The sequence below is a fragment of the Bacteroides sp. ZJ-18 genome (genome assembly GCF_011038705.2).
In the GTDB taxonomy this organism is placed as follows: Bacteria; Bacteroidota; Bacteroidia; order Bacteroidales; family Bacteroidaceae; genus Bacteroides; species Bacteroides hominis.
The window spans coordinates 1,615,207-1,630,791 of the sequence record NZ_CP072198.1 but is presented as its reverse complement, the minus strand read 5'-3'; the positions used below and the strand labels follow the sequence as shown (position 1 = coordinate 1,630,791).

6 protein-coding genes and 1 pseudogene are annotated in these 15,585 nt (G+C 37.7%); 4 read left to right on the top strand and 3 right to left on the bottom strand.

From position 1 onward, the window contains the following. Positions 1 to 9 precede the first annotated feature (9 nt). Both G7Y45_RS06550 and G7Y45_RS06545 read right to left on the bottom strand, forming a co-directional pair. Positions 10 to 2,856: pseudogene (locus G7Y45_RS06550) on the bottom strand (SusC/RagA family TonB-linked outer membrane protein); the annotation flags it as partial. A gap of 605 nt (positions 2,857 to 3,461) precedes the next feature. Continuing rightward, the gene (locus G7Y45_RS06545) at positions 3,462 to 4,643 is read right to left on the bottom strand and encodes a Tsr0667 family tyrosine-type DNA invertase (protein ID WP_005783269.1); all 1,182 of its coding nucleotides are present in this window, start codon (positions 4,641 to 4,643) and stop codon (positions 3,462 to 3,464) included. A gap of 452 nt (positions 4,644 to 5,095) precedes the next feature. On the opposite strand from G7Y45_RS06545, the gene G7Y45_RS06540 reads away from it, so the two are divergent. The 4 genes from G7Y45_RS06540 (at position 5,096) to G7Y45_RS06525 (ending at position 14,777) form a co-directional block, all read left to right on the top strand. After that, positions 5,096 to 8,131: a TonB-dependent receptor gene (locus G7Y45_RS06540; protein WP_234059599.1), complete on the top strand. Its 3,036-nt coding sequence runs from the start codon at positions 5,096 to 5,098 to the stop codon at positions 8,129 to 8,131. 32 nt (positions 8,132 to 8,163) lie between these two features. Next, entirely contained in the window at positions 8,164 to 9,663 is a 1,500-nt protein-coding gene (locus G7Y45_RS06535) for a RagB/SusD family nutrient uptake outer membrane protein (RefSeq protein ID WP_165017405.1), read from the top strand. Positions 9,664 to 10,179: 516 nt separating this feature from the next. Further along, positions 10,180 to 13,170, top strand: coding sequence for a SusC/RagA family TonB-linked outer membrane protein (locus G7Y45_RS06530; RefSeq protein WP_165167643.1), 2,991 nt, complete (start codon positions 10,180 to 10,182; stop codon positions 13,168 to 13,170). A gap of 11 nt (positions 13,171 to 13,181) precedes the next feature. Beyond that, on the top strand, positions 13,182 to 14,777 hold the full coding sequence (locus G7Y45_RS06525) for a SusD/RagB family nutrient-binding outer membrane lipoprotein (protein ID WP_005810596.1): 1,596 nt from the start codon (positions 13,182 to 13,184) through the stop codon (positions 14,775 to 14,777). A 109-nt stretch (positions 14,778 to 14,886) separates the two neighbouring features. Here G7Y45_RS06525 and G7Y45_RS06520 read toward each other — a convergent pair whose 3' ends face one another. Further along, a complete protein-coding gene (locus G7Y45_RS06520; RefSeq protein WP_005778522.1) occupies positions 14,887 to 15,531 on the bottom strand; it encodes a MarC family protein in 645 nt (214 codons plus the stop codon). Between the last annotated feature and the right edge of the window lie 54 nt (positions 15,532 to 15,585).

Sequence of the window (15,585 nt, the reverse complement as noted above, 5' to 3'; positions counted from 1 at the left end):
TTTTAATTATTAAAAACCAATTTCTATACCGAATGTATACGTTCTTAATGCAGGCATTTCGAACGTACACAAGCCATCTACAGGCATTTCCGGATCAACTAACAAGTCCTTTGATTTCCAAGTTAGCAAGTTGTTAGCAGAGAAATAAACTCTCGCCTTGGAAATTCCCATTTTAGATAAAAGATTCTTGGGTGCAGAAAATCCTAATGACAGATTTTTCAAACGAAGATAGTCAGTAGGCATTAACCAACGCGATGAAAGTACGCGTGAGTTCCCATATTTGAATTTAGGCAATTTAGCATTATCTCCCTCTTTTTTCCACATATCTTCCAATTTATAGTATGAAGGAATAGCCCCATAAGATGTATAAGTGCCACCGTTGTCATGTAACCAGGTTGCATAATCTACGGCTTTACCCCCTAAAGAATAAGTTAGTGTCAGATTAAGATCAATAAATTTCCATTTTAAGAAATTTGTTAATCCGCCTTCTACTTTCGGATCATGATGTCCAACAATGACTTTCTGAGCTTCAGAAGTCAGGGTTGTGGTTTCATTAGTGCCGTTGTTTTTATAATACATTTCATTACCTGTTTTGGGATCGACACCTGCATATTCGAACATATAATAGGAATAGTATGGTTCACCTACACGATGTATCAACGCACCGTCTATTTCATCCGTTTGGATACCATCCAGTTTAACCAATTTATTCTTATTATGCCCAATGTTAAAGGTCGTTGTCCAGATCAGATCCTGAGTCTGCAGATTAGTTGAGGATAAACTAAACTCGATACCCTCATTTTCCAGAGAACCTACATTCTGCAAAGCTGTCGGAGCAAAACTGATTGGATCATAATAACCTGGAACATAAGAGATCCGTTTATTCATTAACAAATCACTTGTTTTACGTGTATAATAATCCACAGTTAGACTCAGACGTTCCCATAAAGTCACGTCTAATCCAAGGTTAAAAGCTTTATTCTTTTCCCATTTCAAATTAGGACTCCCGATACCAATAATTCCCATACCCGATTGTCCATTATAAATTTGCCCAGCCCTATACATATTAGTCATATAACTATAATAAGTACTGGGTTGTGTCCCATTTACCCCATACGACAAACGAAGTTTACCATCAGTTATTACATTTCTGATAGATTCCATAAATGACTCTTGCATAAATCTCCAAGATCCGGATACAGACCAAAAGTCTCCCCAACGATTATTTCTTGCTAAACGGGAACTTCCATCACGGCGGTAACTGACCCCTGCATAATACTTATTATCAAAATTATAATTCACACGCCCCAAAAAAGAAGTTAAACGCGATTTATCACGGTTACTATTAGAAGAGGTTTCTCCTGCATTTGCAATTTCATTCTTGTAACCAGGATATTGAGAACCATGAGTATACACCCAAATATCCGTGAAGTCTTCTGTTTCAAACCCCAATAAAGCGTCCAAGTTATGTTTTTGGGCAAATGTCTTGATGTAAGTTAGCTGGGTCTGGGTTGTCAATGTTTCCAGTGTACGATTATAACGCTGAAATACTCCATTGGAAGAACGTCCGTCCATACTACGGGGATCCCACCATACAGATTCAATTGAAGAAGTATAATCAAAGGCTATTTTTTCACGTAACTTTAACTCATCCCAAAGAGTAACAGTAGCTGTCAATGTATTAAATGAACGTGTAATATCATTACGATCATAATTATAAGTACGTGTTTGGACCGGGTTTGCGCCATTCGTCAAAGGAAAATTAGAACTGAAGGTTCCATCTTCATTATAGGGAACGACAGAAGGTGACGCTGTCCAAAAAGCATTCATAATAGGACTGGCAAAAGAAGTTCCTTCGTTAGTCATATTCTGATGAATACGTGAAAATAAAGTAGAAGCTTCTAATCTTACACGTCCTGTTTCATGAGATAGATTTGCATTACCTGTCATGCGTTCTAAACCCGAACGTTCAGTAATTCCTTCTTGTTTAGTGTAAGCCAAAGATGTATAAAATTTCGTCTTCTCTGTTCCACCTTGAGCACTGATTTCATAATTCTGGTGACTACCATTTTTGAACAAGATATCTTTCCAATTTGTCCAACCGCCAACTGGTTTTGCAGCAAAAGTATCAATATCATCTTCTAAAGCAACTTCAGCCTGGGCTGCAGTCATACCCTCTTCATCCATATAATAATTCTTTAGACCAAACTTAATCAATTCACGACGATCATCTCCACTAAGAGTCGGACGGTAATTGACTGCTATATTGGAGAATCCCCAGTCACTACGAAAATTAAATTGAGTTTTTCCTGTGGATCCCCTCTTAGTTGTGATCACAATAACACCATTAGCAGCACGTGAACCGTAAAGTGAGGCAGCCGCTGCATCTTTGATGACCGTAATTGACTCTATATCATTACTATTTAAGGTAGCCAATACGTTGGTACCGGTACTATTATATCCTTCACCTGTATTGGGAGTATTAAAAGCGCTAATATTTCCTGATTGTACTGGGGTGCCATCAATTACATATAAAGGATCATTCCCTGCATTCATAGAACCCATTCCACGAATACGCACGGATGTTGTAGCTCCCGGTGCACCTGAATAGGAACTGATTTGTACTCCCGGGATAGAACCTGCAAGTTTATCTTCTACAGCCATAGTGGGGATATCTTGCAATTTTTCAGTGGCCATTGTGGATGCTGCACCTGTGAAAGTCGATTTTTTAAATGTACCATATCCTGTCACCACTACCTCATCGAGAATTTCGGTATCTGATTTTAATATAATTTTCACAACTGGTTTAATTGCTACCTCAACAGTTTGCATACCAATATACGAAATTTGCAAAGTCTTTGCAGAACTACAATTATATTATAAACTATTTATTATCAGTATTTTATAAAAGATACAGAGAACTTGTGCTTATACTACGATATCAATGGTTATATGTTTGAATATCAAATATATATGATAAAAGTACTAACAATAAAATCCGAATGATTCCCATATCTATCTCCCACTATTGTACGCGTAATCCGCTTATTGCAAGTGAAATATAGATTAAAAAGTATGCGATTGAAAAAAGAATGTTATACTCAATAGTTCCAAACGAAAAAAAAGTCATAAAGCAGTCTATTATTATTTTACATAAACGGCTTAGAAATAAAAAAGGATAATTACTAATTTGATATTTATATAAAAACAGAGAATGCCAACCTAAATTTCCTTATAATAGGATTAATAAGCTTATATATTTAATAAACAGCCAATTAAACCGTTCACTTTTTGCATGTAGGAAGTTAGTTTTAACATAATGTTAAAACTAACTTCCTACATGCAAAGAATTAGTGATTTTCAATCAGAAAACAAGTTCTTTATAGAAACGGTACTTGAGAACTGTGATTCGTGTTAACAATGTTAATAGTCAATACATCTACGTAAGGCACAAATCTCTGTTACATATAAGATACTTTGCGATTATTTTTAGACTTTTCTAAGTCTCGTACAATAGTTATGTCCATTATATTAGTATAAACTTGAGTTGTCTTCACGCTTTTATGTCCCAATAGCTTTTGTACAGTAGTAATATTGACTCCACTGTATATTAATAATGTAGCATTGGTATGGCGAGCGGTATGGAACGAAATACGTTTATTCAACCCTGATAATTTTGCTATGATCAATAATTCCTTATTCACATTTGAATTATCTCTAAGCTTAAAAAAATCAGCAAGATTATCCTGATATTTATTCAAGACTTCTATTCCTTTTCCCTCAAATAAAAGATAAAGCGGAAGGCGCACTTCCGTATTCGTTTTCACAGATTTATAAATAAGCCAGGTTTCCTGATGCATTTTCACTATGTTTTCAGGGGATAAGTTGGTGAAGTCAGAATATCGTAATCCTGCATAACAACAAAAGAGGAAAGCATCTTTTGTCTTTTCCAGTTTCATAAACCGGCCATCCAATTCCAAACTTTCAATCTTTCCTAATTCTTCTGGAGAAAGGTGAGTATGGCTGTTTTCGATACTTTTAATTTTATATTTTCTAAAGGCATATTTCTGTATCTCCATATATTCTTTATTTATGGCTACATTGATATGTCTTTTCAAATGTTTCATGTGCTTCGCAATGGTATTGGTGTGATACCCTTTTTGCTGGAGGTAATGATCAAATGAGGATATAAATTCAAATGTCAGATCTGAGAATGACACATCTTTCTTATAGCCTCTCAATAACTCCAAAGTTGATAAATGGTTACGTTTGGTACTCTCCTTCAATGAAGATTTGGCTATTTCGTTGCGGAAGAACGCAATAAACGAAGTTCCATCATCCTGACTTTCCATTGAATTTTTTAGTGAATCCAATGAAATTTGTTTTCCCTGTTGCCACAATCCCAGTTCTTTCTTCTCTATTTCTGCCATGAACTCATAGAGCATGTGATTGATAGCATCCGCATTAGGGTGGTTTTTAACCATCCTTTTCTTGAAATCCCATTGGTCAGGACTCAAGTAAACCTTGGTAGAAAAATATTTCTTCTTCCTGTTTAAGTAAGCCTCAACCTGTACCAACGCCATCCCTTTTTTGTTCAGGCTCTTTTTTCTATTATACACTAAACTGTAAATAATTTTATCCATTTCCTTTATTTTTAATTAATACTATGGACAAATAAGACGTGCATAGACTCAATATTAGAATTGAATAAGGTTTAATATCTGCTAAAACCTGCTATTTTTATATAGAAATAACTAATTTGTATTTTTTAAAAGTGACTAATTTGTATTTATAAAAACTTCCTTGACAGAAAAACGAGCACTATTTTTGCTCATATTAAGCCTTGAATATACAAAAATAGACAAAAATGCATATTATTAGTACCTGCAACATGTTAGCAATACAAACCCCGTTTACGTTTTTTAAGGCGTATTTCTATGTTATTAGACATAAAATCGCGTATTTAGATAACGATTTGTTATATTTGCAAGGTTTTTTTATAGAAATAATTGTTCGTTTCATATTTCTTAATATATTTGCATTTTGTTAGAGTAAAGAAACAATTAATGTAAAGTTAAACTTTAAGAGAGAATTTATGAAAAGAAAATTAATGCTGTTATTGACTTGCCTTTTTATAGGTATAGGTCTAGTAACCGCCCAAACTCAGAAGGTAACAGGTGTTGTTATTTCTGAAGAAGATGGGCAACCAGTTGTTGGAGCCTCTGTATTAGCTAAGGGCACCACTGTAGGTGTTATTACTGATCTAAATGGTAAATTTACGTTATCTGGTATACCAAGTTCTGCAAAGACTTTGCAAATTTCGTATATCGGTATGCAAACTGTTGAAGTAGCAATTAAGCCTGTTATGAAGATTACGCTAAAACCTGATACGGAAGTGTTGGACGAAGTCGTTGTAACAGGATATGGTACATTTAAAAAATCATCTTTTACGGGAGCGGCATCAAGTATTACGACGGAAAAACTTCAGGATGTTCCTTCTTTGAGCGTACAAGATAAATTAGCCGGTTCTGTTGCCGGTGTACAGATTACGTCTACTTCCGGACAACCGGGTGCTGTTGAATCTGTACGTATTCGTGGAATGGGGTCAATTAATGCTGGTAATGATCCGTTATATGTCATTGATGGAGTACCTGTAATGACTGGTGACGCAAGTGAATTCACTTATTCTCAGTCAGGTAATAGCTTGTTGTCCACCATCAACAGCAATGACATCGAATCAATGACGGTAATTAAAGATGCAGCGGCTGCTTCACTTTACGGTTCACGCGCAGCAAACGGTGTTATTGTAATTACTACTAAAAAGGGAGCTTCAGGAAAATTGAAACTCAATGTGAGGGCAGACTGGGGATTCTCCAACAAAGCTATTGATTATCGTCCCATTCTGAATGGTGAAGATAGACGCGATATCCTATATATGGGTCTTAAAAACTATGCTTTAAATTCTGGAAAGGATGAAGCTTATGCCACGAACTATGCAGATAATAATATTGATAAATATGCTGCAAAACCTTGGAGTGGATATACTGATTGGGAAGATATTCTTTTCAGAAACGGTTCTCACCAAAATTATGAAGTAAATGCTCAAGGAGGAAATGAGCGGACTAAATTCTATACCTCTTTTGGATACACCAAACAGGAAGGCATTACACTACAGTCTGGATACGAGCGTATCACCGGACGTGCAAATATGAGTCATACGGCAGACCGCGTTACAATTGAGGCAAGTACGATGTTTACAAATTCAACTCAAAAAGTAAACTCGGAAGGGACTAGTTTCTCAAGCCCCATCATGTGTCTGGCTATGACAGCTTCTCCCTCTACATTCCCATATAATGAAGATGGTACATTTAGTACGAGTTTCCCTGCTTTGAATGGTGCCAATCCTCTTCAGACTGCAACATATAATTATGATCGTAGTACAATTGTGCGTACTTTGAATACATTGGCTGCAACATGGAATATCTGGGATAATTTGAATATAAAAGAAACTTTGGGTTATGATTTTAACCAGACAAACAATCGTGTATGGTGGGATCCTCGTTCCAATGATGGTCGTTCTTCAAAAGGGGTATTTCAACGCTATATGATGAACAGAAGCAAGTTGAATACTCAAACTCAGTTAACTTACAACAAGACATTTGCAGAACACCATAATATCGATGTACTGTTGGGATTTGAAACGGAGGATTACAAATACGATTATACCTATACTAATGGTAATACTTATCCATCCTACTTACCGGAGATTACAAATGCAGGTGTTTCAAGAGGTGCCAGTAACATTAATAGTTATCGAATGACTTCCTATTTAGGACGTTTGAATTATGATTATGCCGGAAGATATTATGTAAGTGGTAGTTTCCGTCGTGATGGAAGTTCGCGTTTATCAAGAGATAGTCGTTGGGGCAATTTCTGGTCTGTATCAGGTTCATGGAGACTTTCACAGGAAGCATTTATGGAATCATTATCCAATGTTATTACTGATGCTAAGATCCGTGCTTCTTACGGTGTAAATGGTACACAGCCCAAAGACTATTACGGATATATGGGGGTATATGAATTTGGATATAATTATAATGGAAATGGTGGTTCGTCAGAAGCTCGTTTCTATAATCCGAATCTGAAATGGGAAAAGAATTATGCCACAAATATCGGTATTGACCTTACACTACTCAATAGGTTGACTATTTCTGCTGAGTGGTATAACCGTGAGACAAAAGATCTCTTAATGGATAAACCGATTTCTGCTGCAGTCGGTGTAATCAATAGTGCGGGTACTGCTAATATGCTTGTGAACGTTGGCTCAATGAGAAATCGTGGTTTTGAATTGGAATTGAAGTCTACCAACATCCAGAACAAGGACCTTTTCTGGACTACTTCCTTGAACTTAGGACATAATAAGAATAAGCTGACCAAGTTGGATGGCGAACAACAGGAAATCATTGATGGGGTTTCTATCCACCGTGTGGGTGAACCATATTATTCTATCTATGCCTATGAATATGCAGGTGTTGATCCTCAAACAGGTAAAGAACTGTATTATATAAACGGTGAAGATGGTAGCCGTGAAACAACAACAAATTCTGCTGCTGCTAATAAAACGATTATCGGTTCTATCGAACCTAAAGTACAAGGTGGTTTGACCAATTATATCAGTTGGAAGTTTATTGATTTCAATTTAACCCTGACTTACTCTTTGGGCGGACATGCTTATGATTATGCTACCTGGCTACAATCTAATGGAGGTACTTATAATTATGTGGGTAATGTTCCTGCTTATTACAAGATGGAAGATACCTGGCAGAAAACAGGTGATAATGCCAAATTGCCACAATTTGCATACGGTAACACTAATAAAGCCTCTTCGCGTTGGCTGATGTCTACAGATCATTTACGTGTGAAGAATATGACTTTGGGATTCACTTTACCACAAAACTGGTCGTCTAAAGCAGGCATCAGTAAATTAAGAGCTTATGTTTCAGGAAACAACTTGCTAACTTGGAAGAAAAAGAGTTTGTATGTTGACCCGGAAGTTCCGGTTGACGGATTGTGTACATTCGAGACTCCGGCTCTTCGAACTGTTACATTTGGTATTGAAATTGGTTTTTAATCAAGTAGAAACAATTTATGAAAAAAGAATTTATGAAAAAGATATATAAATCAATAACACTGGTTGCTACTATCCTAAGTTTGTCTTCCTGCGGGAATGATTGGCTGGATAGAAAACCTGCTGACGGAATTCCATCAGAAGATGCAATTACAAACTATAATGATGCTCTGACTGCACGTACAGGTATGTATGATGGTATTCAGGGAAACTCTAATAGCACCAGCTATTACGGTGCCCGTATGTTTTATTATGGAGATGTTCGTGCTGAGGATATGCAAGCCAGAACTCAGGGTATGCGTTCGTCATCATGCTATGAGATGCGCTATACTGTGGATGATGCTCCTAATATGTGGAATATACCTTATAATGTAGTTCGCCGTGCCAATCGTCTGATTCAAGCAATTAACGAAAAAAAGGTGACTGACGCAACAGAAGCACAAATAGGTAAAATATATTCAGAAGCATTGGTTGTCAGGGCATTGGTTCATTTTGACTTAGTGAGAATCTATGGTATGCCTTATACAGCCGATAACGGAGCTTCTTTGGGTGTCCCGGTTATCTTGAAACCTTTGGAACGAAATGATTTGCCTTCCAGAAATACAGTAGCAGAAGTTTATACACAAGTCATCAGAGACTTGACTGACGCTATTAATTCTGGATATCTTGCTAAAGATAAGACTCAGGGATATATCAATGAATGGGCAGCAAAAGCCTTGCTTACCAGAGTCTATCTGACTAAAGGTGATAACGAGAATGCACTCAAAGTTGCTGAAGATATTATAACCAACTCTCCATATAAACTTTGGACTAATGAAGAATATGTAAATGCATGGTATAAAAGCAATGGAGCACATACGAACGAAATGATTTTCGAAGTTATAAATGCAAGTAATGATGACTGGACTGACCGTAATGGTATTGCTTATTTGCTGAACGAGAACGGATATGCGGATGCAATAGTAACAAAAAACTTTATGAATATGCTGAGTCAGGATCCTAAAGATGTTCGTATAGGTATGGTATTGCCGGCTCAGTATGATAAGGATCTTAAAGAAGAATATGGCGATGCAAAAATCTTCATTAATAAATTCCCGGCTGATAAGGACGACGTAGGTGAAATGCGTTTAAATAATCTGCCTTTACTTCGTCTTTCGGAAGTATATTTGAGCGCTGCAGAAGCGGCGGCTAAGCTTGGGGGACACCAGGATAAAGCTGCTAAATACCTGAATGAAATTGTTCTGAGAGCGAATCCGGAAGCTAAGGCTGTTTCGGAAGCAGATGCTACAGTAGAAAGAATCATTCTTGAAAGAAGAAAAGAAATGATTGGTGAAGGTCAACGTTACTTCGATGCATTACGCAATAATGAAACAATCGTTCGCTATAAAGATGAAGCAGATAAGGGGTATCATTATTCACTAATTAAAGAATCGCAAAGCTTTGACCGAACTTACTTTAGAGCTATACTTCCGATTCCTGTTGATGAAACAAATGTAAATCCAAACTTGAGAGCTCAACAAAATCCCGGATATTAATAGTGGATTAATCATGTAATTAAAAGGCTGCTTTCTTTAAAAGGGAGTGGCCTTTTTTATTTCACAATAATGGAACTTCCTATTGAGTTTCATTATGACATTTGTTGTATATTAGCCAAAAGTAACTCAAACTGTTTTTCAATAGAAAAATGTCGTTTATTTCAAGATACAAATGAAAGACACATTAAAAAATATTTATCTTATATGCGATCTGTGAATGTGACACTACTCTAAATTTCGACTATTGATAGGTGAATAAAATATCTATATAAAGCAAATAGTCAATTAGTACAAAGGAAAAATGTAGTAGAATAGGAAATAGAATGCAGAATCTTATTCATGCTGATAATCAATGTATTATCTGATTATTGTAAGATATATGAAGTGTTTCATTTTGAGCTTCTCAATAAAATAGAAGATTTGTAGTATTTTGATAATAAGCGTTTTAATAAATCTTTTTTTCTTTTTACTAAGTTCAATATCATTGTGTAATACGCACATTATAAGCATTTTAGTATATACTACAGTTCTGCAAAGACTTTGCAGATTTCGTATATCGGTATGCAGACTGCTGAGGTAGCAATTGCACCGATAATCAAAGTGATATTAAAGACTGACTCTAAGGCACTTGACGAAGTCGTAGTAACAGCAATGGGTATCTCAAAAGAGAAAAAAGCGTTAGGGTATGCCGTACAGGATGTGAAAGGAGATAAGCTGACTCAAGCATCAAGTAGTAACCTTTCCAGCGCTTTACAAGGTAAAGTTTCAGGAGTAGAGATCTCACCGTCATCAGGTATGCCGGGTGCCTCTTCCAAAATGACTATTCGCGGATCACGCTCGTTTACAGGAGATAACACTCCCCTGTATGTTGTGGATGGTATGCCTATCTCATCATCTACAGACTTGGATACTTTCAACTCTGTTACAGGCTCTGACTATGCAAACCGTGCGGTAGATATCGACCCGAATGACATTGAAAGCATCAACATCCTGAAAGGTCAAGCTGCTTCTGCTCTGTATGGTATGCGCGCATCAAATGGTGTGGTAGTAATCACTACCAAGAGCGGTAAAGGTGCACGTAAAGGTAAACCGGAAGTTACCATCAACACTGGTTTATCATTCGATAAGGTTTCTACTATGCCGGATTTCCAAAAAGAATTCGCACAAGGATTTAATGGTGCTTTTAGCCCATCAGATTCTCGTTCTTGGGGCCCTTTGATCTCAGAACTGGCTAACGATCCCAAATATGGTGGCAATACGGATAATACCTATACCCAGAAATACGGTAAACATCAGGGGCAATACTATGTAGACCAGCGTGCCAAAGCAGGACTGGACCCATGGGCTACTCCTCGTGCATATGACAATGCTAAAGATTTCTTTAATACAGGTGTAACGTGGAACAGCAGTGCAAACGTGGCACAAAGCCTCGATAAAGGAAGTTACTCTTTGTCTTTAGGAAGTACTACTGCAAACGGTATTGTACCTTCTACAGGTATGGATCGTTATAATGCAAAACTAACTGCACAAGCTCAATTGAACAAGAATTGGTCTACCGGTTTCAATGGAAACTTCGTTTATTCTAAAATCAAAAAGCAAACCGGTGCCAACAATGGTATCCTGGCAACTGTATATGGTGCACCGTCCAGCTACGATTTAGCCGGTATCCCATCACACATTGATGGAGATCCTTATACACAAAACACGTATCGTTCGACAGGCGGTTTCGATGGTGCTTATTGGGCCGTTGAAAATAACTCTTTTAAAGAACGTACTCAACGTTTTTTTGGAAATGCATTTGCTAAATATTCTACTGATTTCGGTACAGAAAATCATAAACTGGATGTAAAATACCAGTTAGGTACCGATGCTTATACCACTAACTATACCGATACATGGGGATATGGACACTCCAACGGAACAGGTAGCATTGAAGAGCAGAGCGTTACAAACAATGAAATAAATTCATTGTTAACTGTTACTTATGACTGGAAAATCACTCCGGAACTTGACTTAAATGTATTATATGGTAATGAATTAGTCGATAATTCTTCAAAATACAAATACAACCTCGGAAATAACTTCAATTTCCCAGGATGGAACCATATAGCTAACGCATCAATCTATTCGTCTACAGGAACCTACCATCGCGAGCGTACCGTTGGTAACTTCGGTAACATTTCATTAGCATATCGTAGCATGCTGTATTTGAATGCTACTGTTCGTAATGATATTGTTTCATCCATGCCACGCAACAACCGTTCATTCACTTACCCTTCCGTTTCTCTTGGTTTCATCTTTACCGAATTGGAAGCACTGAAGAATGATGTTCTGACTTATGGTAAAATTCGCGCTTCTTATGCAGAAGTAGGGCAGGCAGGTACTTACTATCCTTCTTACTATAAAACTCCGGTCTATGGTGGCGGATTCTCGTCAGGAACTCCTATCCAGTATCCTATTGGATCAATCAGCTCATATATTCCATATTACAAAATTTATGATCCTAACCTGAAACCTCAGAACACCAAATCATACGAAATCGGTGCAGACTTCAGTTTCTGGAACGGTTTAGTTTCATTGAACTATACATATTCACGCCAGAATGTAAAGGATCAGATATTCGAGGTGCCTTTGGCTACTTCTACCGGATATAGCGAATTGATCACAAATGGTGGATCGGTACATACAAACTCACACGAAATCACTTTGAGTGTAAATCCGATCCAAACTAAGAACTTCAACTGGGATTTTGCATTCAATTTCTCTAAAATCGACAACTATGTCGATAAATTAGCTCCGGGTGTATCAAGCATCATGTTAGGAGGTTTTGTTGATCCGCAAGTACGTCTGAGTGCCGGTGATAAATTCCCGGTTATCTATGGTACAAGCTATCAAAGAAACGAAGATGGTCAGATTGTCGTAGATGAAAACGGTATGCCGACATTAGGTGAAAACAGAGTGTTGGGAAGTGTATCTCCTGACTTCAGACTGGGCTTCAATACTACTTTTGAATTTTATAAGTTCCGCCTCTCTGCAGTACTTGACTGGAAGCAAGGTGGATGTATGTATGCCGGTACTGTGTCAACACTCGACTATTATGGTGTAACCCAGAAATCAGCAGACTATCGTAAAGCTGATTACTTCTACTTCAATAAACCGGCTGTAAAACAGTTGGCAGATGGTTCTTACGCACCTAATGACATCAAAATCAGCGGTGAGAACGCTTATAATTACTTCGACAGATTGAGTACGATCTCTGAAGCCGGAGTATACGGTTCTTCATTCCTGAAATTACGCGAAATCGCTTTAAGTTATCCGGTACTGGATAAGTCATACTTAGGCGTAACAGTAAACGTCTTTGCACGTAACTTATTGCTTTGGTCAGAAATGGATAATGGTATTGACCCTGAATCATCACAGGGAAATAACAACATGGCTGGTGCTTTCGAACGCTTCTCGCTCCCGGGAACATCAAGCTATGGTTTTGGTATTACAGTTAAATTCTAAAAAGGACAAAAATGAAATCAATATTTAATTTATCAAAAGGCATATTGTCTGTGGCATTGATTTCCGTTGCATTTGCTTCCTGTTCGGAAGATACAATGGATCGTATTAATGAAGACAAAGACCACACAACCAGTGTACCTGCCAAATTCATCTTGGCTGACGTAATCACTGCAACTGCATTTAGCAATATCGGAGGCGACTTTAATACATATTATTCTACCTACGTAGAGCATATGGTTGGAGTAGACAATCAATTGGCAAATGCGGAAAAGCGTAACGGAGAGCCTTCGGCATCTTCTACTTTTAACAATGTATGGGGTAATTTATACTCTACACTGAAGAATGCACGTATCGCAATTAACATAAGCTCAAATGAGGTTTCAGCCAATTATACAACCAAAGGTATTGCCGAAGTATTGGCCGCAATCAATGCAGGACTGATCGCAGACTCATTCGGTGACACTCCTTTCAGCCAGGCTGCCCTTCCGGAATTAGTCAATGGACAACCCCAGTTTATGACTCCGGAATTAGATAAGCAAGAAGCTATTTATACTACCATTATGGAATATTTGGATGCAGCAATCACTGATCTTCCCAAAGGTGACAAAAGCGATGAAATTGGTGAGTATGACTTCATATATAAAGGTGACGGAGAAGCATGGTTAAAACTAGCATACGGCTTGAAAGCTCGTTATACAATGCGTCTGTTAGCTCGTTCTTCTTCAAAAGAAGCTGATTTACAAAAAATTTTAGAGTACATAGAGAAATCATATACATCTATTCAGGATCAAGCTGCTTTCTCTATTTATAGTGCAACAAACTTAAACCCGTTATTTGACTTCCAGTGGAGCCGTGACGGATTGGCTGCAAGTAAAAGCTACGCTGATAAACTAATAGAACGTAAGGATCCGAGATTACGCCGTATCTTTTGCATTGGACAAGGTAAGGTAACTGGAGAAGAAAAAGCTGTGTCCATCCAAGTAACCGGTGCAGATGACCCAAGATTCCTTATGGCCGATAACGGTACGGCAGAGTCTGTTAAATATGAATATAATACTCCTATATTCGTATATTCGCAAACATGTCCAACCTTATTAATGAGCTATCATGAATTACTTTTCCTGAAAGCTGAAGCATTGGCTCGCTTGAATAAGACCAATGATGCGGCAGATGCTCTGAAAGATGCTATTGTTGCAGCCATTGCAAATGCAGAAACAGGTGTAACAGCTGCACTTAACGCTCCTACAGTAAAAAGTTACGGAGGCGTTAAAGAGACTACCAAAGCTATCACAACTGCTGAAGCAGAAGAGTATTTCACCAACAACGTAAAACCATTATTCGATGCCAATCCTGTAAAAGAGGTAATGGTACAGAAATATATTGCATTCCTTGGAGCCTTCGGTGAGACAACAGAATGCTATAATGATGTACGCCGCCTCAAAGCAATGGGTGAGGAATATATCAAACTGGACAACCCTTACAAGTTCCCACTTCGCGCACCTTACGGAGCAGATGATGTAAGTGCAAACCCGAACGTAGAATCTGCATTCGGAAACGGCCAGTATGTATATACCGATCCGGTTTGGTGGGCCGGCGGTAGCCGCTAATCAGCATAATGCTTTCTAAAGTATTTATCAAACAATAAAGAGAATGCCCGGATTTACATATAAAACGTATCCGGGCATTCTTCTTTTTCTGAACGAATCAGTATCTGATTTATAGCAACCCTTCTTTCAAGATACCTACCAATATCGGATGCAATCCACTAACAAAACATTCAACAGCAATCACCATCAAAATAAGTCCCATCAAACGCATCATCACGTTATTTCCGGTCTCCCCCAACACTTTAACTAATCGGGTAGACGCACGCAGAATCAAGAAGGTAATAAAATAGATCAAAGCAATAATGCCAATTAACGTTCCTTTCATTTCAATGGTATGGGCATCCTCCATCAAAACAATGGCATTAGCTATCGCCCCCGGACCACAAAGCATAGGTATGGCAAGTGGAGTGATCGAAATATCGTCAGCATAGGTTTTAATCTCTTCATCTTTCAATTTCATCGGAGTGTACCGTGCCTGCAACATATCAAAGCCTATCTTGAAAATAATCACTCCACCTGCAATACGAAATCCGTTGGTCGAAATACCGAAGAATTTAAAAAGGAATTGCCCTGCAAAAACAAATACCATTAAAGTGATAAACGAGACGAAAGTGGCACGGCGAACAACCGCTTGCCGCTCTTTATCAGTCATACCATGAGTCATGGTCAGAAAAACGGGCATTGTACCCAACGGATTAGTCAATGTAAAGAAAGAAGTGAAACAGAGTAAAGCAAAAGGCAAGAGAGTGTCCATAGTTGTATTTTTATGCGTTCTATATTGAACGCAAAAATACAATATATCTATAAA